At 71.3% G+C, this 23521-nt stretch carries 18 protein-coding genes; 5 read left to right on the top strand and 13 right to left on the bottom strand.

Features of this window, described 5'->3' with window-relative positions; genetic code table 11:
* Positions 1–56 precede the first annotated feature (56 nt).
* Genes DQ384_RS03560 through DQ384_RS03580 form a run of 5 tightly spaced genes read right to left on the bottom strand, consistent with a single transcriptional unit; the run spans position 57 to position 4084 of the window.
* Positions 57–1406: a sensor histidine kinase gene (locus DQ384_RS03560; RefSeq protein ID WP_114027221.1), complete on the bottom strand. Its 1350-nt coding sequence runs from the start codon at positions 1404–1406 to the stop codon at positions 57–59.
* The gene (locus tag DQ384_RS03565) at positions 1403–2413 is read right to left on the bottom strand and encodes an ATP-binding protein (protein ID WP_114027222.1); all 1011 of its coding nucleotides are present in this window, start codon (positions 2411–2413) and stop codon (positions 1403–1405) included. Before DQ384_RS03565 ends, DQ384_RS03560 begins: the two co-directional genes overlap by 4 nt.
* Complete coding sequence (locus tag DQ384_RS03570) at positions 2401–2823, bottom strand: anti-sigma regulatory factor (protein ID WP_181870998.1); 423 nt, start codon at positions 2821–2823, stop codon at positions 2401–2403. The genes DQ384_RS03565 and DQ384_RS03570 overlap by 13 nt, the downstream gene beginning before the upstream one ends.
* A complete protein-coding gene (locus tag DQ384_RS03575) occupies positions 2820–3215 on the bottom strand; it encodes an STAS domain-containing protein (protein WP_220182762.1) in 396 nt (131 codons plus the stop codon). The genes DQ384_RS03570 and DQ384_RS03575 overlap by 4 nt, the downstream gene beginning before the upstream one ends.
* The gene (locus DQ384_RS03580; protein WP_245966229.1) at positions 3215–4084 is read right to left on the bottom strand and encodes an STAS domain-containing protein; all 870 of its coding nucleotides are present in this window, start codon (positions 4082–4084) and stop codon (positions 3215–3217) included. The genes DQ384_RS03575 and DQ384_RS03580 overlap by 1 nt, the downstream gene beginning before the upstream one ends.
* 641 nt (positions 4085–4725) lie before the next feature.
* Between DQ384_RS03580 and DQ384_RS03585 the strand changes: the two genes are divergently transcribed.
* The 4 genes from DQ384_RS03585 to DQ384_RS03600 all read left to right on the top strand — a co-directional run bounded on the left by DQ384_RS03585 (position 4726) and on the right by DQ384_RS03600 (position 11161).
* Entirely contained in the window at positions 4726–5934 is a 1209-nt protein-coding gene (locus DQ384_RS03585) for an amidohydrolase family protein (protein WP_114027225.1), read from the top strand.
* 119 nt (positions 5935–6053) lie between these two features.
* Positions 6054–6956, top strand: a complete 903-nt coding sequence (locus DQ384_RS03590; RefSeq protein ID WP_114027226.1) for a DegV family protein — start codon at positions 6054–6056, stop codon at positions 6954–6956.
* A gap of 960 nt (positions 6957–7916) precedes the next feature.
* Positions 7917–8645 (top strand): ComEA family DNA-binding protein, encoded by a 729-nt coding sequence (locus DQ384_RS40920; protein WP_181870999.1) that lies wholly within the window; start codon positions 7917–7919, stop codon positions 8643–8645.
* A gap of 434 nt (positions 8646–9079) precedes the next feature.
* The gene (locus tag DQ384_RS03600) at positions 9080–11161 is read left to right on the top strand and encodes a ComEC/Rec2 family competence protein (RefSeq protein ID WP_245966230.1); all 2082 of its coding nucleotides are present in this window, start codon (positions 9080–9082) and stop codon (positions 11159–11161) included.
* Between the two features lie 172 nt (positions 11162–11333).
* On the opposite strand, the gene DQ384_RS03605 is transcribed toward DQ384_RS03600, so the two are convergent.
* Entirely contained in the window at positions 11334–12719 is a 1386-nt protein-coding gene (locus tag DQ384_RS03605; protein WP_114027229.1) for a glycoside hydrolase family 6 protein, read from the bottom strand.
* A 390-nt stretch (positions 12720–13109) separates the two neighbouring features.
* Entirely contained in the window at positions 13110–13268 is a 159-nt protein-coding gene (locus DQ384_RS40925; protein ID WP_181871000.1) for a hypothetical protein, read from the bottom strand.
* A gap of 186 nt (positions 13269–13454) precedes the next feature.
* On the opposite strand from DQ384_RS40925, the gene holA reads away from it, so the two are divergent.
* Entirely contained in the window at positions 13455–14423 is a 969-nt protein-coding gene (holA, locus tag DQ384_RS03610; RefSeq protein WP_114027230.1) for a DNA polymerase III subunit delta, read from the top strand.
* Positions 14424–14543: 120 nt separating this feature from the next.
* Here holA and DQ384_RS03615 read toward each other — a convergent pair whose 3' ends face one another.
* The 6 genes from DQ384_RS03615 to DQ384_RS03640 all read right to left on the bottom strand — a co-directional run bounded on the left by DQ384_RS03615 (position 14544) and on the right by DQ384_RS03640 (position 23271).
* Positions 14544–14954 carry a type II toxin-antitoxin system VapC family toxin gene (locus DQ384_RS03615; RefSeq protein ID WP_114027231.1) on the bottom strand — a complete coding sequence of 137 codons (411 nt, stop codon included), beginning with the start codon at positions 14952–14954 and terminating at the stop codon, positions 14544–14546.
* Positions 14951–15271 (bottom strand): type II toxin-antitoxin system Phd/YefM family antitoxin, encoded by a 321-nt coding sequence (locus DQ384_RS03620; protein ID WP_114027232.1) that lies wholly within the window; start codon positions 15269–15271, stop codon positions 14951–14953. Before DQ384_RS03620 ends, DQ384_RS03615 begins: the two co-directional genes overlap by 4 nt.
* A 202-nt stretch (positions 15272–15473) precedes the next feature.
* Positions 15474–16259 carry an ABC transporter ATP-binding protein gene (locus tag DQ384_RS03625; protein ID WP_245966231.1) on the bottom strand — a complete coding sequence of 262 codons (786 nt, stop codon included), beginning with the start codon at positions 16257–16259 and terminating at the stop codon, positions 15474–15476.
* Positions 16256–17203, bottom strand: a complete 948-nt coding sequence (locus DQ384_RS03630; RefSeq protein WP_114027233.1) for an ABC transporter ATP-binding protein — start codon at positions 17201–17203, stop codon at positions 16256–16258. The genes DQ384_RS03625 and DQ384_RS03630 overlap by 4 nt, the downstream gene beginning before the upstream one ends.
* Before the next feature lie 15 nt (positions 17204–17218).
* On the bottom strand, positions 17219–19939 hold the full coding sequence (locus DQ384_RS03635) for an FtsX-like permease family protein (protein ID WP_114027234.1): 2721 nt from the start codon (positions 19937–19939) through the stop codon (positions 17219–17221).
* Positions 19936–23271: an ABC transporter permease gene (locus tag DQ384_RS03640; RefSeq protein ID WP_181871001.1), complete on the bottom strand. Its 3336-nt coding sequence runs from the start codon at positions 23269–23271 to the stop codon at positions 19936–19938. Before DQ384_RS03640 ends, DQ384_RS03635 begins: the two co-directional genes overlap by 4 nt.
* Positions 23272–23521 lie beyond the last annotated feature (250 nt).

Consider the following 23521-nt stretch of genomic DNA (forward strand, 5'->3'; position numbering starts at 1 on the left):
GGCGGCCGACGTACGGGCCGGTCGCGGCGGCCCCGTGTGCCTCGGATCGCAGGGCGCTAACCCGCCTGCCGCGAGTCCATCCGCGAGAGCGCCGGCAGCCGTACCGTGACCGTCGTGCCCTCGCCCGGCACGCTGGCGAGCTGCAGCGTGCCGCCCAGCACCTCCGTCAGCCTGCGCGCGTACGGCAGGCCGAGGCCGGTGCCCCGGGCGCGGGTCTGGATCGCCCCGGGGATCTGGAAGAACTCCTCGAACACGTGCTGCTGGTGCTCCTCGGGGATCCCGACGCCGGTGTCGGCGACCACGAACACCACCTCGGCGTCCTCGGTGTGCGCCGTGAGCCTCACCTCCCCCTGCTCGGTGAACTTCAGCGCGTTAGACAGCAGGTTGCGCAGCACCCGCGAGAGCAGGACTTCGTCGGTCAGCAGCGTCTCCGGCGCCCGGGCCACGTCGACGGTGAGGCGCACGCGGTCGGTGCCCGTCGTCGGGCGTAGCGTCATGCGCAGGCGGTCCGCCAGCGCGGGGACGTCCACGACGGACGGCTGCGAGGTCAGCCGGCCGGACTCGGCCTTGGCCATGTCGAGCAGCTCGGCCACCAGGGCGAGCAGCGTCTGCGCGGAGTTGCCGATCAGCTCGACCTGAAGATGCTGCTCCTCGCTCAGTTCCTCGCCGCCCGGGCCCAGCAGCAGCCGCGTCAGGCCGATGATCGAGTTCAGGGGAGTGCGCAGCTCGTGGCTGATCGTCGCCCAGAAGCGGTTTCTGGCCTCGCTCGCCTCCCGGAGCTGCGCGGACTTCTCGTCCAGCTCGGCGTACAGCGCCACCACGCCGCGGTTGGTCTCCTCCAGCTCCTCGGAGAGCTGGTTGTAGAGGGCGAGGACGCCCTGATTGGTCTCCTCCAGCTCGGCGTTCAGGCGCAGCAGTTGCTCGCGCTGCCGGCGGGAGTCCTCCAGGGCCTCGGCCAGCTCGCGGTTCTGCTGGCGCAGTTCCTCCAGTACCCCGGCCGGTGCCAGCTCTACCAGCTTGGCTCTGATGCCACCGATCGTCGCCTCCGTCAGATCTCGGGAACCCGGCACCTTCTTCACCATGGTTATGCGGCGTTGTGCGTCGTCATGATCAACTCTGTCCATCAGCCGGGACGCGAGGTCCACGCCCGCGGGCGCGACCGCGTGAGGACCGGCGGTGTAGGTGATCCGCAGCACGAGCCCGGTCGCGTCGTCCACCAGGAAGCCGATCTCGGCGCGCCGCGCGCCTCCGACGATCTCCCTGCCGACCTCGCTGAGCGCGGTGCCCACCCGGATGCGGTCCAGTTCGTCAAGGCCGACCGCCTCCGCCACCTCGCGTCCCATCTGACGCACGGTGAAGACGTCGTGGTCGTCCTCGATCACGACGGTGAGCAGCTCGCGGATCACTGCTCGGTCCGCACGACGAGGACGCAGGCGTCGTCACGCCGGATCGCCGAGTCGCGGAACAGCGTCCCGGCGATGACGTGGGAGGTGTGCCGCAGCAGGCCGGGATAGGAGCTGAGATCCCAGCGCTCGGTGAGTCCGTCGGAGTGCATGACGACCACGGCGTGAGGGGGAAGCTCGTACCGCAAATCCTTGAAGCGCCGGGCGTTGTGTCCGGCGATGCCTGGTACGGACATCAGGCCCTGCCGGACTTCCGGGGTTACGATCCATCCCGAGACATTACCCACGCCCGCGTACTTGACACAGCGGGCCTCCCGGTCGATGTGGGCGACCGCCACGGCCCCACCCCGCGTCGCCCCCAGCGCCCGGTGCACGCGTTCCACGATGGCGGCGGGCTCCTGGCCCGGGTTCTCGCGGAACACGCGGACGGCCTCACGGGATGCCTCGGCGGCGGCGACGCCATGACCGAGCCCGTCGCACACGATCGCCATGACCGACCGGCCGGTCTCCTTGAAGGCGAAGGAGTCGCCGCTGATCACCTCCTCGCCCACCGGCCTGGACAGGCCGCACGCCCCCGGCTCGGGCACGGAGACCCCGCGCGCCGTGAAGCTCATGCTGAGCACGGTGCCGCGGCCGGGCACGGAGTGTATGTCGTAGGAGTTCGCGAGCCGGGTGATCGCGCCCAGGCCGATGCCCAGTGTGCCGGCGGTGGAGTAGCCGTCGCGGATGGGCCCGATCGTGTCGGCCATGCCCGGGCCGCTGTCGATGGCCATGACCTCGATCGTCCTCTGCGCGGAGGGATGCGCGCGGATCAGCATCGTGCCGACCCGGGCGTGCTTGACGAGGTTCGAGGCGGCCTCGCTCACCGCCACCGCGACCTGTCCGACGTGCTCGTCGTCGAAGCCTCTGTCGCGGGCGAGCGCGGCGGCGATCCTGCGCGCGGAGCCGATCGCGCTCGCGTCTTCCAGCCTCAGCCAGGAGTCCTGACGTTCGGGACTCAGCGGGTCCATTTCGTCACCGTCACGACCGTGCCCCGGCCGGGCTCGGAATCGAGCTCGAACTCGTCGACCAGGCGGCGGCTACCGCTCAGTCCCAGACCCAGGCCGCCCCCGCTGCTCCACCCGTCTGTGAGGGCGAGCTGCAGGTCGGGGATTCCCGGGCCGTTGTCGGCGAAGGTCAGGCGAAGCCCTCGGCGATGGCCGTTGTCGAGCACCTCGATGCGCGCGTGCCCGCCTCCGGCGTGGACCAGCGTGTTCCTCGCCAGCTCGCTGGCGGCCGTGACGACCTTCGTCTGGTCGACGAGAGAGAAGCCCAGCTCGATCGCCGTCGCGCGGACCTTCTGGCGGACGATCACGACCTCGTCGTTGGACGCGATCGTCAGCTCCTCGGCGGGGGCGACGACGCGAGGGGGTTGGCTCACTGTCCCACCGGCGACATGTCGTCCGTCACCGCGGGCTCCGGGCCGGGCCGGCTCAGGAGGGCGATGCCCTTCTCCAGGTCGAGCGCCGTCCGTAGTCCACCCAGGGACAGTCCCAGCTCGACGAGGGTGATCGCCACCGCGGGGCGCATGCCGACGACGATCGTCTCGGCGTCGAGCATGCGGGCCATGCCGGCGATCGTGGACAGCATGCGCCCGACGAAGGAGTCGACGATCTCGACGGCCGTGATGTCGATGATGACGCCGAGGGCGCCCGTCGCGACGACGCGGTCCGCGAGATCCTCCTGAAGGGTCAGGACCGCGTGGTCGTCCAGATCGCCCTGAATGGAGACGAGGAGGATGTCACTGATCTTCAGGATGGGAACGCGGTCCATCACGCCTCCTCCGCCCGGATGGCCAGGCGCGTCCGCCTCTTGTTCACGACCTCCACCCCGCTCTTCCTGAGGGCGTAGGCGAGGGCGTCGGCGAGCGTGGCCTTCGTCACGATGTCGCCGAACTCGATGCCCAGTGTGACGATGGTGTGGGCGATCTGCGGGCGGATGCCGGAGATGACGCAGTGGGCGCCCATCAGGCGCGCGGCCATGACGGTCTTGAGGAGGTGCTGGGCGACCTGGGTGTCGACGGCGGGCACGCCGGTGATGTCGATCACCGCGTACTCGGAGCCGGTGTCGACCAGCGTCTGGAGCAGTTTCTCCATGACGACCTGGGTGCGGGCCGAGTCGAGCGTGCCCACCAGGGGGACGGAGACGATGCCCTCCCACAGCTTGACCACCGGCGTCGACAGCTCCAGGAGCTGCTCGGTCTGGTCGCTGATGATCTTGTCGCGGGCGGCGGAGTAGGCCTCGAAGGTGTAGAGGCCGAGGCCGTCGATGGTGCGGGAGAGCCAGATGAAGCCGCGCAGGGCCTGTTCGTCCCCCTCCTGCTCTGCGCCGATCAGCTCGTAGACGGCCTCCTTCAGGCCGTACACCGAGACGGCGGTCTCGCTCGGGGTGAAGCCCTGGCGCGCGCGGTTGCGGGAGAGCTCGGCGAGCAGGCCGCGCAGCTCGGAGGCGGCCTCGGGCCGGCTGAGCGACTGCAGGAGGACGCGGTAGATCTCGTGCAGCTCCCTGCGGGTCTCGCTCTCGTTCACGCGGCCGAGGAGCGGCTCGTTGGAGATCTGCACCCAGCGATCGAGGATGCCGTCTTCGTTGTCACGCAGCAGGCGCTCGATGTGATGCCTGCTGGTATTCTCCTGGACGGTCAAGACAGCTCCCGGGCCAACCCATGCGACGAGCAAGACGGTGTTCTCTGGAGAGGCTACACTGAGTACACCCAAGATCATTTCATCTACCGGACACACGGCACATTTGGTCTAGATCCGGACGATCAGGGCAAAGTGTGGCGAAACGCCCATCTTCCAGGGAAAACCTCGCATCGGTGCAGGAAAACCGCTGTGGCCCGCGAGGCTTGAATATTGCTACGATATGGAAACCCTGACGAGACATTCTGGCGTTGGTTTCGCATGATGACGCGTGTGACTGCTGGTGCAGCAGAGGCTAGGTCGACACCAGGCGTGACCGTTGAGCAGATATCGACCGCGGGGCTGTCAAGGTCGCCGACCTGACGCAGGCGATGACGAACCGGCGTTCTTCTCAATAAGCCTGTACAGCGAGCCGACCTGTGAAATAACGTAACTGAACTGAAATCGCCCGGCCATGATCCGGACGGTACCGTCATCGCACACCTCGTGCGGATGAGATCAGGAGACCCCCCAATGACGTCCGGAAACGGAACGGACCCGGCGGGCGTGGCGCCCAGCACGCGCTGGGCCCGGTTCGCGTTCCCGGACGCTCCCACGGCCGCCCCGGAGTCGTCTCCGGTGGCCAAAAACCGGGTGGTGATGCCATGACGGTGCGGCTCCTCACCAACATCGGCAGGCTCTGGACCGGCAACGACGTCTGCAGCAACGCCGCGATCCTCGTGCACAACGACCGGATCGCCTGGGTCGGCCGGGCGGCCGACCTGCCGCAGAGCGTCCCCGGTGTCGTCGACGACATCGTCGACGTCGACCATGTCGAGAACCTCGGCGGCTCGCTCGTGACGCCGGGCCTCATCGACGCGCACACGCATCCGGTGTACGCGGGCAACCGCTACGCCGAGCTGGCCATGCGCTCCGGCGGTTCCACGGTGAGCGCCATCACCGCGGCGGGCGGCGGCATCGGCTCCACCGTCACGGTCACCCGCGGCACCGACCCGTGGACGTTGTGCAACGGCGTCCGCGAGCGCCTGCGCGACTGGCTGCTGGGCGGCACCACGACCGTCGAGGCCAAGACCGGCTACCACCTCACCCGCGACGGCGAGCTGGCCGACGTGCGGCTGCTCCGCGAGCTCGAGAAAGAGCCGATGATGCCGCGGGTGCACGTCACGTTCCTCGCCGCCCACGTCGTCCCGCCGGAGTACTTCGGCCGCCAGCGCGACTACGTCGAGGCCGTCGGCTCCTGGTGCGCCGACGCCGCGGCGGCCGGCGCCGACAGCGTCGACGTCTACTGCGACGAAGGTCACTTCACCACGGACGAGGCCCGCTGGGTGCTCGCCTCGGGCCGCAACGTCGGCCTGCTGCCGCGCATCCACGCCGGCGCCCACAAGCGGCGCGGCGCCGTCCAGCTCGCCGCCGAGCTCGGCTGCGCCTCGGCCGACCTGCTCTACAACACCTCCGACGAGGACATCGCCCTGCTCGGGCGGTACGGCGTCCCCGCGGTGGTCTGCCCCGGTACGGCCCTCCAGCAGGGCAACCTGCCGCCGGTCCGCCGCATGCTCGCCCAGGGCGTCACGGTCGCCCTCGGCAGCGACCACAACCCCGGCCACTGCGGCATCACCTCGATGTCGCTGGTCATCAGCCTCGCGGTCGCCGCGTTCGGCATCAGCGTCGGCGACGCCCTCCGGGCCGCCACCCTCGGCGGCGCCACCGTCCTCGGCGCTCCGGACCGCGGCGTCCTCGCCCCGGGCCGCCTGGCCGACATCGTCCAGTGGGACGCCGACCACGAGGGCGCCTTCGCCTGGGGCTTCGGCCTGAAGCCCCGCCGCGTCTGGCGCGGCGGCACCCCCGTCCAGTAGCAAGGTCTTCAAGCACGACAACGGGAGGATCGCCTCCCCCTCCGACGCAGTGCTCGTCTCCGATCGGCGCCGACGCGCAGCCCCGGCTCAGGCGTGACACTGCCGGGTACCCTTCGCTCATGTCGCATGCGGTCGCCGTGGTCACCGATTCCACCGCCTACCTCGACCCGGCGGAGACCGAGCGGCTCGGGATCACCGTGGTTCCCCTCCAGGTCGTCGTCGGCGGGCGCACCCTGGACGATGTCGTCCAGATCGACGCCGAGGCGGTCGCCAAGGCCCTGCGGGCGTGGTCGCCGGTTTCCACCTCCGGCCCATCCCCGCAGCGCTTCATGGACGCCTACGAACGCGCCGCCGCGCGCGGGGCCACGGACGTGGTGTCCGTCCACCTTTCCGGGAAGATGTCCGGCACGGCCGACTCGGCGCGCATCGCCGCGCGGGAGTCCGTCATCCCCGTCGAGATCGTGGACAGCGGGTCTCTCGCGATGGGCCTCGGCTTCCCTGTGCTGGCCGCCGTGGACGCCGCGCGCCGGGGAGCCCGGCGTACGGAGGTCGCCGCCGCCGCGCGCGCCTGCGCCCAGGCGACGAAAACCTTCTTCTACGTGGACACGCTCGAACACCTGCGGCGCAGCGGGCGCCTCGGGTCGGCGGCCGGGCTGCTCGGGTCCGCGCTCTCCGTCAAACCGCTGCTGCACATCTCCGACGGGACGATCGTGCCCCTGGAGAAGGTACGGACGTCCGGGCGGGCGATCGCCCGGCTGGAGGAGCTCGCCGTACGGGCGGCGGGCGACGCGCCGGTCGACGTCGCGGTGCACCACCTCGTCGCGCCCGGCCGCGCGGCGACGCTCGCGGAGCACCTCGCCGAGCGCATTCCCGGCCTGGTGAGGCTCCGTGTGGCCCAGGTCGGCGCGGTCGTCGGCGTCCACGCCGGCCCCGGCATGCTGGGGGTCACGATCACCCCTTCCTTGCCGGAGATGCCCCTTGACGCCCAGTCCGAGCCCGGTTCCGCACCCCGGGCCCACTGACCTGAGCGCCCCACCGCATGTCTCCCGGACGTGCCGGTCCCTCGGCGGCGAACGTGCGGCAGATAGGGCGTGAATAGAAAGGGGTTTCCATCCCCGTGCGGAAAGGGGCTCTGACCCCGCGCCGCCTCGTACGCGACGAAGCCGGCAGGGACGCTCGTTTCCCGCCCCTACCCAGGCATATCGCGGAATGCGATCACCCCTGGTCCGCCGGACCCGCCCCCTAGTACCCCTGACGCCCCCACCACTCACCCCAACGCCCGCCCCCCCAGAGCCCCCAGACGCCGCTCCCCGGACATGCCGCCTTCCGAATGGATCAACGCGATACAGATAGCCCGGGGATAGAAGCCGGACGTCCGCCAAACGGGTGTTATGCACGCTGAGTAGCCAAAAGCGAGGTATTGGCACTTCTCAACCGCTGTCATCAAGTCTCAGGTGAAGTGTCAAGGTATGCCCGGCCTCGCGCCGACTACCCCCATCCCTCTGGCGCTGTCCCAACCATCAGCCCACCGGCCGCCGTCCCAGCGCTGTGCAGGCCGATTCGGTTATCCACAGAATGGCGTTCGGCGCGTCGGGCCACCTGTCCGCCCGCATAACGTCCCGCTCGTGCGAACAGCCGGCAGGCCCTCCGAACGCGAATCCGGTGAGACCCGGCTCCGCGCGCTGACCCCTCTCGACCGGCCATGGCGACCACGTCCGCATGCCAGTGCAGACCATCCATCACCTGCGGGGGAGGACATGGGACACCCATCCGGCGCACCCGCCACGAACCTGGCCGGGGCGGGCGAATACGTCCGCATACGTCGAGCAGACCTGTGGCCAGGCCATGACGATGCCGTCTCGGAAGACGGCGGATGGGCCGGGAGGAGCGAGGAGAGCTCGGGAGATCCGAGTGACCCGGCGACCCCGGGAAATCATGCCCCATCAAGTCGCCTGCGTTCTGAGCCGCTGCCATTCCGGTCCTTGCGCATCCGGGTGAGCGACGCGCTGGCCCAGTGCGCGCCGCTGCTCGATCCGGGCCGTCCGGGCCTGCGGGTGCTGGCGGCTCTGGGGTTGCTGGCAGCGCTCGTCGGCGGTATCTACGCATGGCGCTCACGCCCGTCCGCCGAGCCGGTGATCCCGCCGCTCCCCGTCGCCGGTTCCACCGTCTCCACGAATAGATCAGACCTCGCCGCTGGATCAGGTCTCCCGGCGGGAACCACAGCACCCGTCCCGCCGGGAGCACCCGCTCCGCCTGGCCCGCTCGCCACGCCGCAACCCACCGCACAGGTCATCGTCCATGTCACCGGGAAGGTCAGGAGGCCCGGCGTCGTGATGCTCCCGAGTGGCTCGCGGGTCGCCGACGCGGTCAAGGCGGCCGGGGGCGCCAAGTCCGGCGAGGCGGGGCAGCTCAACCTGGCCCGGAAGGTCATCGACGGCGAGCAGATCGTCGTCGGTGCTCCGCGCGGCGCCACGGTCGTGACGGCTCCGGTTCCGATCCCGGGCTCCGAGACTCCGGCCGAGGTACTCGACCTCAACGCCGCCACTCCAAGCCAACTGGAAACCCTCCCCGGCGTCGGTGAAGTCCTCGCCGCCCGCATCGTGGAGTACCGCCAGTCCCACGCCGGCTTCCGCACCGTGGCCCAACTGCGCGAGGTGACGGGCATAGGCGAAAGAAAATTCGCAGGCCTACGCGACAGGGTCCGCGTATGAGCCGCGCTCCTTCTCCCGTAACGCCAGGTCGGCGCCCAGGTATGGACTCCGCTCAGACCGGGAAGGTGCCGCATCCTTCCGCGGCCTCGGAGCAGGAAACCGGAGCGCGCCGGATCGGTGACCTGCGACTGGCGGCGCCGGCCCTCGCCGTCTGGGCCACATCGCTTTCCCTCCTCACCTGCTCCGCGCGTACGAGCCTGATCACGGCGCTCTGCGCCGCGACGGCCATGGCCGTGATCGCACTCCGGCACCGAATCGCCCGAATCCTGCGGTCCGCCAAGCTCAACCAGGCCCTCACCGCGGCCGGGAGGGGGGAGTCCGACCGGGCTGGTGGCTGTCGGGGGTGGGGCAATACGGCAGTTGCCGTTCTGGGGTGTGTCGTCGCGGCGGCGGGGGCCGTGGGGGTGCGCGTCCATGCGGTCGCCACTGGACCGGTGGCCGAACTCGCCGGCAGACGCGCGCCGGTGACGGTGGAGGTCGCGATCACCGACGATCCGAAGATCCTGCCCGGTCACCGGGGGACGGTCCGGCGTGATCGGGTGATCGTGGAGGGCTCGGTCGAAGTACTGGAGGACGCTTCCGGGGCGAGGTTCAGGACGAAGGCCCCCATCGTCATGTTCGCCAACGGGCCGGGATGGAGCACGCTTCTACCGAGCCAGCGCGTCCGAGTCCAGGGCAGGCTCGGCCCGGCCGAGCCGGGCACCCTCACGACCGCCGTGCTCCTGGCGGCGACCACGCCGAAGGTCCTGAGCGGGCCGTCCACACCTCAGCGCCTCGCGGCCGGCCTGCGCGCGGGGCTGAGACAGGCGGCGGGCGTACTCCCACCGGCCGAACGCGGGCTGCTTCCGGGCTTGGTGGTCGGCGACCTCTCGCTCATGGACGAGCAGGTGAAACGCGACCTCACCACAGCGGGACTGAGCCACCTGACGGCCGTCTCGGGGGCGAACCTGGCGGTCATCGCCGGGGCGGTGATCGCGCTGGGCAGGGTGGCCGGGCTGCCGCTCGCCGGCAGGGCCGCCCTCGCGATCATCGGCATGCTGTGCTTCGCCGTGGTCGCCCGGCCCTCGCCGAGCGTCCTGCGCGCCTTGGTCATGGGCTCGGTGGCGGCCGTGGCACTCGGAACGGGGCGATCGCGGGACGGCCTGGCGGCTCTCTCCGCGACGGTGCTCGCGCTGATCCTCTTCGACCCCGGACTGGCGCGAGAGTACGGCTTCGCGCTGTCGGTGTTCGCCACCGGGGGCATCCTCGTGCTGGCTCCACGCTGGCGTGACCGTATGGCCCGGCGGATTCCCTTCATGGCCGCCGAGGCGATAGCCGTGCCGTGCGCGGCCCAGGCGGCGGTGACGCCGTTGCTCGTCCTGATGTCCGGCGCGCTCGAGCCGGTGGCGGTCCCGGCCAACCTCCTCGCCGGTCCGGCCGTGCCGCCGGCGACGGTCCTGGGCTTCGCCGCCGCGGTGGTGGCACCGGTCAGCGACGAGGCGGCGAGCTGGTTGGTCCGGCCCGCCGGGTACGCCGTGGGCTGGATCATCCTGGTGGCACGCCAGGCCGCCGGCCTCCCCGCGGCGACCGTGTCGTGGCCCGGGGGGGCGATAGGCCTGCTCCTGCTCGTCGTCGCGGCTCTGACGTGCTGGTTCGTTCTCCGGCGCGCGGCGTGGCGTCTGGTGGTGGTGGCCGTCGCGGCCGGTGTGCTGGTCGCCGCGCTGGTGGTGCGCCCCGTCGTGGCCTCGTGGCCGCCCAAGGGGTGGTTGCTCGTGTCCTGCGACGTCGGCCAGGGGGACGCGCTCGTCCTCGCCGCGGGGGCGGCGCGGGCGATCGTGATCGACACAGGACCGGACCCGGCGCTCGTGGACAGATGTCTTCGGGACCTAGGCGTCGAGCAGGTGCCGTTGCTGATCCTCACGCATCCCCACTTCGATCACGTCGGCGGGCTCGACGGGGTGTTCCGAGGACGCAAGGTGGGCGCCGTGCTGGTCAGCCCGGGGGAGCGGCCACGCCAGGAAAGCGCACGGGTCTCCGCCGACCTGCGAGGCCGACGCGTACCCGAATGGGTCGCCTCTCCGGGCATGACGTGGAGCCTCGGCCCGGTCGCGCTGACCGTCCTCGGCCCGTCGGATGGGGCGGTCTCGGCAGGCCCGGGGGAGGGATCGATGGCCAACAACGCCAGCGTCGTCCTGCACGCCCGCTGGGCCGCCGGCTCCGCCCTGCTCTGCGGTGACGTCGAGACCGAAGCCCAGGACGCGCTGCTACGGCAGGGCATCCCGAGCGCTCAGATAATCAAGGTCCCCCACCACGGCTCCGCGAGGCAGGACCCGTCCTTCCTGGCAGCCCCCGGAGCCGGCGCCGCCCTGATCAGCGTAGGAAAGGACAACGACTACGGCCACCCCGCCCCTCTCACGCTCACCCGCCTACGCGCCCTGGGCATCCGCGTCTACCGCACCGACACCCAAGGCGACCTGGCCGTCATCTCCGACAAGGACCACCTGTTCGTCGTCCCCCGATCGTCGGGGCCGCCCTAGGGATCGGGGTGATTCGGGCTCCAGGGCCGGCTTTCAAGGGACGGGCCGATCCCACCGGCTACATCCGCGCGGTCGCGGCCCGCCCGGGGGTGATATCCCCGAGCGGTGCCTTGCCTTGGATGTAGCCGGTGGGGTCAGCGGCGGTGGGTCGGGAAGAGGTGCAGGTGATCGGTCAGGAAGAGGTGCAGGTGAGGGATGCCGGGTTCGTGTTCGTTGAGGGGGCGGTGGCGAGGAAGCCGAAGGTCGCCGTCGCGTTGGAGGCGAGGGTGCCGTTCCAGCTCAGGTTGGTGACGGTGATGTTGCTGCCGCTGGCCGACAGGGTGCCGTTCCACAGTTGAGAGATCGTCTGGCCGCTGGGGAAGGTCCACTGGACTCTCCACCCGTTCGTGGTGGCACTGCCGACGTTCTTCACGGTGACCTCGCCCTGGAAGCCGCCCTGCCACTGGCTGACCACCTTGTAGGTCGCCGTGCAGCCCGAACCGGTGGGGGTCGGTGTGGGAGTCGGCGTCGGTGTAGGCGTGGGGGTGGGGGTCGGGGTCGGCGTGGGAGTCGGGGTGGGAGTGGGCGTCGGGGTCGGGTTGGGGCCGCCGGTGGGCGGCGGGGCGGCGACGGCCAGGTCGTAGGCGCGCTGGGGGACGAACTGGCCGGCGGGGCCGATGCAGCCGTCGGACTCGCCCGGAGGCTTCACCCACAGGTACGCGTCGATCGCCGCGTCGCCGGTGTTCGTCGTGCTCCAGAAGCCGGTCGCGCGTCCCGCCGGGTCGCACCACTCGCTGCCGGACGGGCCGTTGCCGTTGCGGCTGGTGTCGATGACCGCGTGCAGCCTGGACACGCCGGTCGCGGCGATGACGCTCTTCGCGTACGACACCAGGCCGGGGGTGGCGCGGTAGTTCGAGGTGTTGACGGCGATGCCGTCGGCGCTGTTGGCGACGTCCGCGCCGTTCAGCCGGGACGCGGCCTCGGACGCGGAGAGCCATGCGTCGTGGCCGATGTCGAAGTACACCTTGACCTGGGAAGACGTCGCCTTGAACTTCTTCCCGGCGTACGCCATGGAGGCCTTCACCTCGGCCTGCTGGGACGAGTTCATGCAGTTGGTCATGATCGCCAGCGCGTCCGGCTCAAGGATGATGGTCGCCGGCCGGCCGCCGAGACCGGCCGCGATCTGGTCGATCCAGGCCCGGTAGGACGGGTGGTCGGGCGCGCCGCCCGCGCTCGCGCCGCCGCAGTCACGGTTCGGCATGTCATAGACCACCACGATCGGGATCTTCCCGGCGCTCGCCGCCGCACCGACGTACGCGTCGACCTGGGCGCGCACGGTCGTGGGGTTGTAGCTGGCGTACCATCGGCCCTGGGGGACAGCGGCGATACGGTCTCTGATCACGGCGGCGCGACTGTCGCCGGGGTTGGCGGCAACCCACTTGGCGGCGTTGGTCTGCGGATCCACGTAGAAGGCGGAATCGGCGGCTTGGGCGGCGGACGAGCTGAAGACGACCGCCCCTGTTGCCGCAGTGGCGGCCGCCATGATGACGGCCGCGATCAACGGCCTCTTTCGCGACATGTGATACTCCGTCCGGGGGAATGGGAGCGCTCCCACCAATTCCTTGGATCGTAGGTATCCGCCGCCTGTCTCAGAAGGGCACCGGTCGGCCGGAAGCCCTGCGAAGTCCATAACCGCAGGCGAAGGCGGGTCGGCAACCCTCCTCGCCGGTGAAACTTTCACGCAGGGACGTCCGGGCGCGTGAGATCAGCGCCTCGTCCGCGGGGCGCCCGTGGTGGGATCACCGGCCGGCGTTCGTCGAGCGGTGTGCTGTACGCCTGCCGAGCGACAGTGGCGCGCGCCGCCTGACAGGGGCGGTCACGTTCGCTGAGCGGTGGGTGGTGCGCGCCCGAACCAGATAGGCGTCAGGGCGGTCGGGCCTCAGGGCGGTGCGGAGGCCGTCGGTCGTCGTCAGCGCGTGGCGGTGACGGGGCGGCGGGCGTGGAACTCGGTGTCCAGGTCGGCGGCGTAGACCGAACGGCAGCACTCGGCGCAGCGGAAGAGGATGGGGCCGTCGTCGAGAGTCGCCCCGCAGCGGGGGCAGTCGTGGCGCCGCGGGTAGTTCGTCATAGTGGGTTTCACCTCCTGTTTCGTCCTCATGGCTTAAGACTTCCCGAGCATACCTGCAGTTGGATTGCCGGTTACTTGCAATCTGACTTCCAGTAACCTCCTGTGACAACTGCGCAGAACGGGGCCAAAGGGATTGTCCGGTGCACGGATTGCCGTCCGGGCGCGTGGACGTGGCATGCTGCTCGCATGGCGACCGACCCAGCCCCTGTGACGCTCGTGATCGGCGACGAGGAACTCCTCGCCGATCGCGCGGTGAGCGAGGTGATCGCGGCGGCGCGCGCGTCCGATCCGGAGACCAAGGTGCACGATCTGTTCGGCGCCAAGGTGGAGCCGGGCGAGCTGACCCGCCTGACGTCCCCGTCCCTGTTCGGTGACCGCTCGGTCGTGGTGTTCCGCTCCGCGCAGGATCTCGGCAAGGACGTCGTGGCCGAGGTCGTCGCCTACACCAAATCGCCATCCGAGGACGCCGTCGTGGTCCTGGTGCATCCCGGCGGCGTCAAGGGCAAGGCCCTGGTGGACGGCGTCAAGAAGGCCGGGGCCGCGGTCGTGACGGTCTCCAAGCTGACCAAGATGGGTGAGCGGCTGGACTTCATCAAGCGCGAGATGCGGGCCGCCGGCCGTTCGATCGGCTCGGACGCGGCCCAGGCGCTGCTGGACGCCGTGGGCAACGACCTTCGCGAGCTGGCGGCCGCGTGCGGCCAGCTCGCCTTCGACACCCCGGGCAAGGCGGTCGACGAGGCGGCGGTAGCCCGCTACTACCGGGGCCGTGCGGAGGTCAACGGCTTCGCGGTCGCCGACAGCGCGTTGGAGGGGCGGCTCGCCGAGGCCCTCGAACAGCTCCGGTGGGCGCTGTCGACGGGCGTCGCGCCCGTGCTGATCGTCAGCGCGCTCGCCGGTGGCGTCCGGTCGCTGGCCAAGGTCGGCAGCGCGCCCCGCGGCCTGCGCGGCGGCCGTCTGGCGAGCCACGTCGGCATGCCCCCGTGGAAGGTCGACCGCGTGTCGCGCCAGCTCAACGGCTGGGGGCCCGAGGGCATCGCCCGCGCCATGCAGGCCGTCGCGGTGGCCGACGAGCAGGTCAAGGGCGGCGGCACCGACCCCGCGTACGCCCTGGAGCGCACGGTCCAGCTGATCATCGCCAACCGAACGGGCCGCTGACCGTCCAGCGGGACAGGTGACTCGCGGAGCACGGAATCGATCCGCCCAAGTGATCAATTCTCCTGGGCGTTCAGCCGGTGTGCCCGCCCCTGTCGGAGGCCGGCATCCTCCACGGCTGCCTCATCGCGGCCGTGTGACAGGGACCACGGTGAGCATATGGTCCAGGCCTTTGAAATCCTTGGGGTTGCAGGTGTAAAGGGGAAGCCGGTTCGCGATGGCCACACAGGCGATCATCAGGTCCGCGGTTCGGGGGCGGGGTTTCCGGCCGGAGGAGATGACGGCGGTCCACAACTGGCCATACTCGCGGGCGGCGGTGTCGTCGAAGGGCAGGGGGTCGAACTCTGCCTCGGCGGTCTGAAGGATCTTCATCCGCTGGGCGAGCTCGTGTGCCCCCGTGGCCACCAGCACGCCGACCGACAGCTCTGCGGTGGTGATGGCACTGATCATCATCTCGTCGGGCAGCTCGTCAGGGTCGATTCCGGCGCGCAGGATGAGGATGTTGGTATCGAGCAACCCTTGAGTGGGGGTCATTCCCCGTCCTCTGCGAACTCGCCTCTGCCGTAGGCGCGATCGTAAGGGTCGTAGAGGTCGTCATTGACATGGTGGTCCATGTCCTCGCGGTACTTCCGGTCGTCCAGGCGCGGCATGCCGCGGGACACGGCGGCGAACTCGGCCCGCGAGACGGCCCGGCGCCGACGGCGGATGGGGACCAGATCGCCGATGTGGTGGCCGTTACGTGTGACGGCGTACCGCTCTCCGCGTTCCAGTCCGTCCATGATCTCCGCTGACCGGTTGCGCAGGTCGCGCTGGGAGATTTGGTGGGAGTCGTCGGGTTCAGGAGTGCTCACCTAACGACTCTACCTCTCCGTGCTACCTGGTGCTACCCGGTAGCACGCACTGTCTGGTGCGCTCTCCACGACGTGCATCGGGCGAGCCACCGTACGGCGGCGCCGGATTCGCCGTACCGCTTCCCTCCACCCGGGCGCCAGACGAGAAGGAGTTAGGCGAGCGGGGGAGAAGGGGACGCGGCGATCGTGAGTGGACAGCGCGCTAGGCAGGAGCGGGGGCCGGGGTCGCCGAGGTGGTGGTGAGGGTGCCGTCGTGGAGTTCGAGGACGGTGTCGGCCAGGGAGATCAGGTTGGGGTCGTGGGTGGCCACCAGGGCTGTGACGCCCTCGCTGCGCACGACCGCCCGGATCAGTTCCATGATCTGCCGGCCGGTGCCCGAGTCGAGCTGCCCGGTCGGCTCGTCGGCGATCAGCAGCCGGGGCCGGTTGGCCAGCGCCCGCGCCACCGCGACGCGCTGCTGCTGACCTCCCGACAGCTCGTACGGGCGCTGGTTGACGTGCTTCTCCAGCCCGACCATGGCCAGGAGCATGCGGATGCGCTGCTCGCGTTCGGCGACGGGGGTGCGGGTGAGGCGCATGGGCACGCCGACGTTCTCGGCCGCCGAGAGCACGGGGATGAGCCCGAACGACTGGAAGATGAACCCGATCACGTCGCGCCGCAGCTCCAGCAGCCCCGCCTCCGGCAGATCGGTCACCACGCGCCCGTCCACGAGCACCCGTCCGGCGTCGGGACGGTCCAGCCCGCCGATCTGGTTGAGCAGGGTGGTCTTGCCCGAGCCCGAGCGTCCCCTGATCGCGATCAGCTGCCCGGGGTACGCCGCGAACGAGACGTCGCGCAGGGCCACGACCTCCTTGGGCCCGGTCCGGTAGACCTTGCGAAGCCCCTCGACCACGACCAGCGGCTCACCCGCGAAGGCGGCGTCCTCCGCCACGTCGGTCATACCGCGTTCGTCGGGCCCCTCCAGGGGGCCGGTCTCGTGCTCGTTCACTCCGCGTCCTCCGACGACCGTGGCTTGTCCGGCCATACCCCGATATGGTCGCGCTCCAGTTCCAGCCGGACGCGGCGTTCCATGTTCAGCGCGCTGGTGAAGTCCCGGGGAAGCTGCAGGCGGCCCACGCGGTCGAGCACGGCGTACTCTTCGGCGATGATCCCGCCGTCGGTGCCCTCGCGGCGCAGGGTCTCGCTGCTCGTACGCCCGTCGCGGATGCCGACCGTCCGGTCCACCTGCTCCGACACCAGCGGGTCGTGCGTGACGACCACGGCCGTGACGCCGAGCTCGCGGTTGGCGCTGCGCAGCGCGGCGAAGACCTGCTCGGAGTTCTCGCTGTCCAGCTCGCCGGTCGGCTCGTCGGCGAGGATGACCTCCGGGGAGTTGGCGAGCGCGACGGCGATGGCGACGCGCTGCTGCTCGCCGCCGGACATCTGGCCGGGCCTGCGGTCGGCGCAGTTCGCCACGCCGAGCAGTTCCAGCAGCTCGTCCGCGTCGGCCGCCTGGTCGCGGTTGCCGGCCAGCTTGACGGGCAGCCGTACGTTCTCGCGGGCGGTGAGGTACGGCAGCAGGTTGCGCGCGGTCTGCTGCCAGATGAACCCCACGACCTGGCGCCGGTAGCGCAGCCGGTCCTTGGCGGTCATGGACAGCAGGTCGGTCCCGGCGACGCGCGCGAGCCCGGCGGTCGGCACGTCCAGCCCGGACAGCACGTTGAGCAGCGTGGACTTGCCCGACCCCGAGGCGCCGACGATGGCGATCAGCTCACCCTTGTCGATCAGCAGGTCGAGGCCCTGGAGGGCGACGACCTCGACGCCCTCGGTCTTGTAGATGCGAACGAGGTTGTCGCACAGGATGTGCGCGTGCTCACCGAAGACGGGCTGCCCCTTGCCGGCGCGCGCCTCCAGCTCCGAGAGCGTCGGTGTGTTCGCGGTCGATGTGTTCACAGTCGGCGTGTTCAATCAGTCACCCACTCGCAGGATCGAGCCGAGGGATCGGCGTCGGCCGGCCACGGCATGGACGAACGCCCCGGCGAGGGCTACGGCGGCGAGGCCGGTGGCCAGCAGGATCGGCGTGGTCGGATCGAGCCGGTACTCGCCCATGGCGATGTCGCCGGCGTAGGCGCGCAGGTCGATGCCGGGGCCGAGAGCCGAAGGGAGGGCGAGGCCGAGGACGAGCCCGGCGCACGCGGTGATCAGGATCAGCGGGGCGATCTCCAGGACGGTCAGGTTGGCCGCCTGGCGTTCGGACAGGCCGAGTGTGCGCAGGAAGGAGAGCGCGCGGGTGCGCTCGGCGGCGCCGACGACCAGCGCGATGATGACGGTGAGCAGCGCGTACACGGTCATCGCGATCGTGACGACCAGGAAGCCGGCCTTGATCGTGCCGGTCAGCGGCGTCTTGGTCACGTGGTCCAAGGCCCGCTCGAACGTCTCGACGTAGATCTGGGGGACGTTCCCCGTCGCGTTCAGCAGCGCGGTCGCGTCGATTCCGCCGCCGCCGGGCTTGTCCGCGCCGAGCAGCAGCATGTTCGTGTACGTACGGGCCCCGGCCCGCTGGGAGGCGTCGTACGGGACGATGATCAGGTTGCTCTCGGCGAAGCTGACGCCGGGCAGCCCTCCGGTGATCACGCCCTTCTTGACGATCTTCATCCGGACGTGCCAGCCGATCTCGAACGTGCTCAGGTTCGCCAGATCGGGGGAGACGAGCGCGGGGATGGCCGGGCCGGCCGCGCCCCCGGCCAGGTGAGGCACGGTGAGCGGGGTGTCGGTGACGATCTCGCGGTAGGCGTCGAGGTCCACGGCCACGACGGTCGCGGTCCGACCGCCGAACCCGATCTGCGCCGTCCCCTTGTCCGCCGGCACCACGGCCCGCACCCCCGGGGTGCGGCGCACCTTCTCGATCACGCCGGCGGGCAGCTCGGCCGCGCTTTCGATCCGGGCGTCCGCGCCCGCGGACTGCCAGGCGGCCACCCGCTGCGTGGTGTCCAGCGTCCCGCCGACCACCGCCCCGTACACGGACACGGCGAGCGCGGGCAGCAGGATCACGACGGGCAGCGCGGTCACCGAACGGGCGCGGGCGGCCAGCGTGAGCCCGACGAACGGGACGGCGGGGCGCGCCCGGGCGGCCAGCCACACCACCGCGCGCAGCGGGTACGGGTAGCAGCGCAGGGTCAGGAGCGCGGCGGCCAGGGTGAGCGCGGCCGGCACCAGCATGAGGAACGGGTCGGCCCCGAGCGTGTTCACCTCGGTCGTCAGGCCGCGCGTCCGCAGCAGGTAGGCCCCGACCAGGGCGAGGACGATCACGAGTAGTTCGAGCATCGTCCTGCGGGGCGACCGGCGGCGGGCGACCACGTCCTCGCGGCGCTCCCGCAGCGGCGTGCGGTGGGCGAGGGCGACGCGGACCGCGGCGAACCCGACGGCGAAGGCGCCGATGAGCAGCGGGCCGAGGTGGACGGTCAGCGTGACCGGGCCGGGCAGCAGGTAGGACAGCCCGTAGCCGACGACGATCGCCGGGAAGGTGGCGAGCGCGACGGTCCCGGCCGTCGTCCGCACCACCTGCCCGAGCGAGGCGCCGCGGGCCCGCATCAGGGACAGGGCGGGGCGCATCCGCTCGGTCAGCAACTGGACGGACAGCGCCATGACCCCGGCCGCGACGACCAGCAGCCCGCCCATGACGAGGATCATCAGCGTCTGCGCGGTGGCGAGCCGCTTGAGGAATTCCCGCAGCAGCTCGCGCAGCCCGCTGTCGAGCTGGAACGGCGCGAACCCGGCGACCTGCGCGTAGCTGTTGATCGAACGTCCGACCAGGCCGCGGATGGCCTGTTCGTACTCGTCCACGCCCCTGATCAGGTCCGGCGCGTTGCGCGCGTTGATGGCCGTGGGGGACAGGCCGATGATCCAGTTGTACCGGAGGTCGCGGTCGCTGCCGCTGAGCCGTTCCATCGAGCTGACGTCGAGGAGCGCGGTGATGTGGTGTTCCTCGACGTCCGACCCGGCCACGCGCCGGACGGTGACCTGCACCGCGTCGAGGTTGTGGTCCCAGTACCGGTCGGTCGGCACCACCGGCTCGAACAGCGCGGTGACGCGGGCGAGCGAGGGATGGCTGTTGCCCAGTATCAGGGTGGTGCCCACGGGGATGCGCATCATGTCGGACGCGCGCTTGGCCAGGGCGATGTCGAACCGCGTGACGTCGACCAGATCGGGGTGGCCGGGGACGGACGCCAGGGTGTCGGGCGGGCCGGGCGGCGTGCCCTCCACGTACCGGATGCGCCGGTCCGCCCCGGACAACCAGCCCACGTCGACGAACTGCAGCGGAACCGGATCGGACCCGATGCGGCCGGCCACCGGCGTCCCGACCGTCTTCGCCGAGTAGTGGCTGTCGTTGCCGGGGCTCGTGTCGAGGACGGGCGTGAGCGACGGGGGGATGATCGCCCGCCACTGCGCGTCCCTGCCGCGGAAGTCGCCCTCGCGCGCCAGGCGCTGGCTGTGCAAGCGCGGTATCAGCCGGATGGCCAGGTCGGTCTGGTTCGCGGAGGCGTCGTCGATGACCAGGTGCAGCGCGTCGTCGTACGCGAGCTCGAACCCGCGCGGCAGCCCCGCGACGAGCAGCGCGGTGCCCAGGGACAGCAGCGCCAGCACGGCCGCCGCGCCCCGGTAGACCTTGAGCGGGAGCAGTGGGCTCATCGATCCTCCCCGATGCGTAGGGCGCGGCCGAGGCCCTGGCGGCGCAGCGACCGGGCCAGGCCCGCGACGATCCCGAACAGGACCGCGCCGAGCGCGACCAGCATCGCCAGCGTCGCCGGCCAGGGGATGTCGAGCAGCACGCCCGGGGTCACCGCCGCCGCCTGGCCGGTGAGCACGATGTGCGGGACGACCAGCGCCGCGACGCCGACGGCCAGCAGCGTGCCGCCCACGAGCGAGAGGCCGATGAGGAACGCCTGCTCGACGGCCAGCAGGCCGAAGATCTGCCGGAAGCTCAGGCCGAGCGCCCGCAGGATCGCGAACTCCGAGATCCGCTCCCGCGCCGCGACGGCCGCGTTCACCAGGAAGCCGAGCGCCGCGAAGATCAACGCGGCGACGAAGCCCAGGATCAGCGCGCCCTGGAGCCCGCTGGCGAGGGGATCGTCCCGGAACCGCCGGGTCAGCGAGTCCAGGTCCACGACGGTCTGGTCCCATTCGGGATGGTGGGAAAGCTCGGTCACGGCCGCCGCCGGGTCGCCGTCGCGGGCGGACATCCACCACTCGCCGGGCGTGCGGGGCTCGCGCGCGGAGGCGAGGTCCCGGGCGAGCAGGCTGGGCAGGTCGGCGAGGACCGCGGGCGCGCCGGGCGCGGTTCCGGGCATGGCCTGGACGATCGCGGCGACGCCGACCGTGACGGGCTGGCCGTCCAGCGTCAGCACCCCGTTCCTGCCCGCGGTCAGCTTCTCCTTGGCCGCGATGTCAGCGGTGACCACCACCGGCAGGGGCTTGAAGACGGACGCGGCCTGCGCGGGGGACGGTTCGTCCATCGCGGTGACCGGCTGGAACAGGTCGTGGTTGGCGACCCCCTCCGGCGCCGCGAGCAGGGCCACGAACTTCTGGTCCGGCGCCGGGTCCTGCGTCGTCGGCTTGGGCACGGTCAGCGTGAAGAGCGTGCCGCCCGTGGTGACCTGCTCCCCCGTGGTCGCGTCCTCGCCCTCGCTGCCGCGCACGCCGTGGCCCCACTGCACGCCGCCGGGCATCGCGACCGTGGCGCCGGAGTCGGTGACCGGCGGCGCGACGGCGAGCGTGAAGCCGTCCTGGACGGCGACCGGCACCCGCAGCACGAACCCGCGGATCGCCAGCGGGTGGCTCAGCTCGCCGGCGCGGCCCGCGAGCGCGCTCAGGTCGGCGGCGACCTGGTGCGGACGCCCGTCCGGCACGAGCGGCGCCAGCGTCACCTGGCGCTGCGCGCCGAGCGCGTCCGACACGACCATGCCCAGGTGGAAGTCGTCGCCGGGCCGGAGGGTCGTGGTGGCGCCCAGACTCAGGGTCGCGTCCATCGTGAGCTTGGCCGGGGTGCCGGGCAGCGGGACGGCGCGCACGTCCGGGCGTCCGGCCGCCACCCGCTCCGCCAGCGTGTTCAGCGGGTCGGTCGTCAGGTCGGGGCGGAGCATGAGCACCTGGGACAGCTTGCTCGCGTCGGTGGCCAGCAGCGTGCCGGTGCCGCCGGAGAACGTCGCCGAGCCGCGGTACACGGGGCTGATCGCGGTGATCCCCGGCAGGGCGGCGTACGTCGCGCCCCGGCCGAGCGGGCCCAGCTCGCCGGACTCGACCGGCCCCGAAACGCGCAGGTCGGCCGCCGCCTGGTGACGGGCCTGGTCGAGCTGGGACGCGCGCCACGTCGACGCGGTGGCCATCGAGACCACGCCGATCGCCACCGCCATCGTGAGCAGCAGGGCCGGGCCGGAGTAGCGCATCGGACGCCGGCTGACCTGCCACGCTCCTAGCGCGGGGGCGAGACCGGGCCGGCGCGAGGTGTACCGCTCGGCGATCCGTGAGACGCGCGGCACCAGGCGCAGGCCCAGCATGCCGCCGCACAGCAGCGCCAGCGCGGGGCCCGTGACGATCAGCGGGTCGATGCCGAGGTCGCCCCCCGCCGTCGCCGTCACCGGCGCGCCGTAGTGCTGGAGCTGCCAGATCGCCAGCGCCGCCACCACCAGCAGCCCGATGTCGCCGCCCGCCCGTTGCAGCAGGCCCTGCTTCTCGCCCCGGCCGCGCGCCGACTGCTCCTCGACGTACGTCCTTCGCCCGCCGCGCAGCGCGGGCAGCGCGAGCAGGACGGCGCAGGCCAGCGCCACCGAACCCGACACGGCGAAGGTCGTGAGGCCGGGCTCGGGCGCGATGCGCACCCCGGCGGCCTGGATCCAGGGCAGCGCGTTGATCAGCGACAGCAGGGGAGGCGCGAGGAACGGCGCGACCAGCGCGCAGGGCACGGCCACCAGCAGCGCCTCGGTCGCCGTCAGCATGGCCAGCCGCAGGCTGCCCGCGCCGCGCGAGCGCAGCAGCGCGACCTCCATGCGGCGGTGGTCGGCCAGCAGGCGCGCGGTCAGGATCAGCGCGTACGCGGCCAGCAGCAGCAGTTGCAGCACCGGGACCAGCATCGTCGAGCGGGCGACCAGCGCCGCCTGGTCGAGCTGGGTCAGCATGTCCGGCAGGCGGCTGAAGGTGCCGCAGGACGGGCAGTCGCGCTTCAGATCGTCCCCGAGGGCGGCCACCGACGCGGCGAACGGGCGCAGGCGCTCCTGCCGCAGGTCGCGAAGGTCCGGGACGGACGTCCAGCTCACCGTGACGCTCGTCGAGGCGAACCGGGCGAGGAACGTCTCCTTGGGCACCATCAGCGGGCCGTACGTCGTGTAGTCTCCGCGCTCCACGCCCCGGCGCAGCAGCTCCTCGCCCTCCCAGCGATCGGCGTACGGGTCGTCGAGCTGGAAGATCCCGGTGAGGACCGCCTGGACGGGCTTGTGGTCGAGGCGCCCGATCATGGTGAACGGCCGGCCCGGGGTGAGGCCCATCGTCTGGGCGACGGACTGGGACGCGGTGAACTCCACCGTCCCTGTCGTCGCCGCCTGGGGCCACCGGCCGGTGACGAGATGCGCCTGGCCGTCCAGCCCCTTGTAGGTGCCGAAGCGGGTGAGCTCGGGATGGCCCAGCCGTTCCTGCCCGGGCAGCGCGTAGGAGTCCGAACGGGCGCTCAGCGTCACGGTGTTCGGCACGACTTGGCCGCCGCTCTTCCCGAGCGCGTCGAGCCTGGTCAGGACCGCCTTCTCGATGCCGCCGAAGGTGTCCTTCTGGATCGGCACGGTGATCTTCGTGGCGGTGGCCGAGGTGGGCGCGGTCTCCATCGCCCGCCGCACGCCCACGTCGGCGACCGAGGACGCGTACATGGTGAGCGCGACGAGCGTGGTGGTCGCGAGGAGAATCGATCCCAACGCGGCGAGCAGCAGAAGGGGCTCGCTGAACGCACGCCGCAGCACCAGAGGTGTCCGCCCCCGCATGGCTCGCCTCCCCGCCGCCTATCCCGTTTCGGCCACCCTAGTTAGCGGCACCGACAATGGAAGAGCCCGGGAATCACGGTGATGCAGCCGATACGCAGCGGAAACTGACGTGTGATATCGAAATCGTGACATTTCCGCTTTGTGTGATCGGGTGTTACCGGCTGTCATGAGCGGCGGGTGGATCCCCCGTCGCGCCGCGCTACCGCGAGTGGCGCGCGATCGCAGGTTCCGTCACCCCCGGCCTGGTCAC

The sequence above is a fragment of the Sphaerisporangium album genome (genome assembly GCF_003323745.1).
Taxonomy (GTDB): domain Bacteria; phylum Actinomycetota; class Actinomycetes; order Streptosporangiales; family Streptosporangiaceae; genus Sphaerisporangium; species Sphaerisporangium album.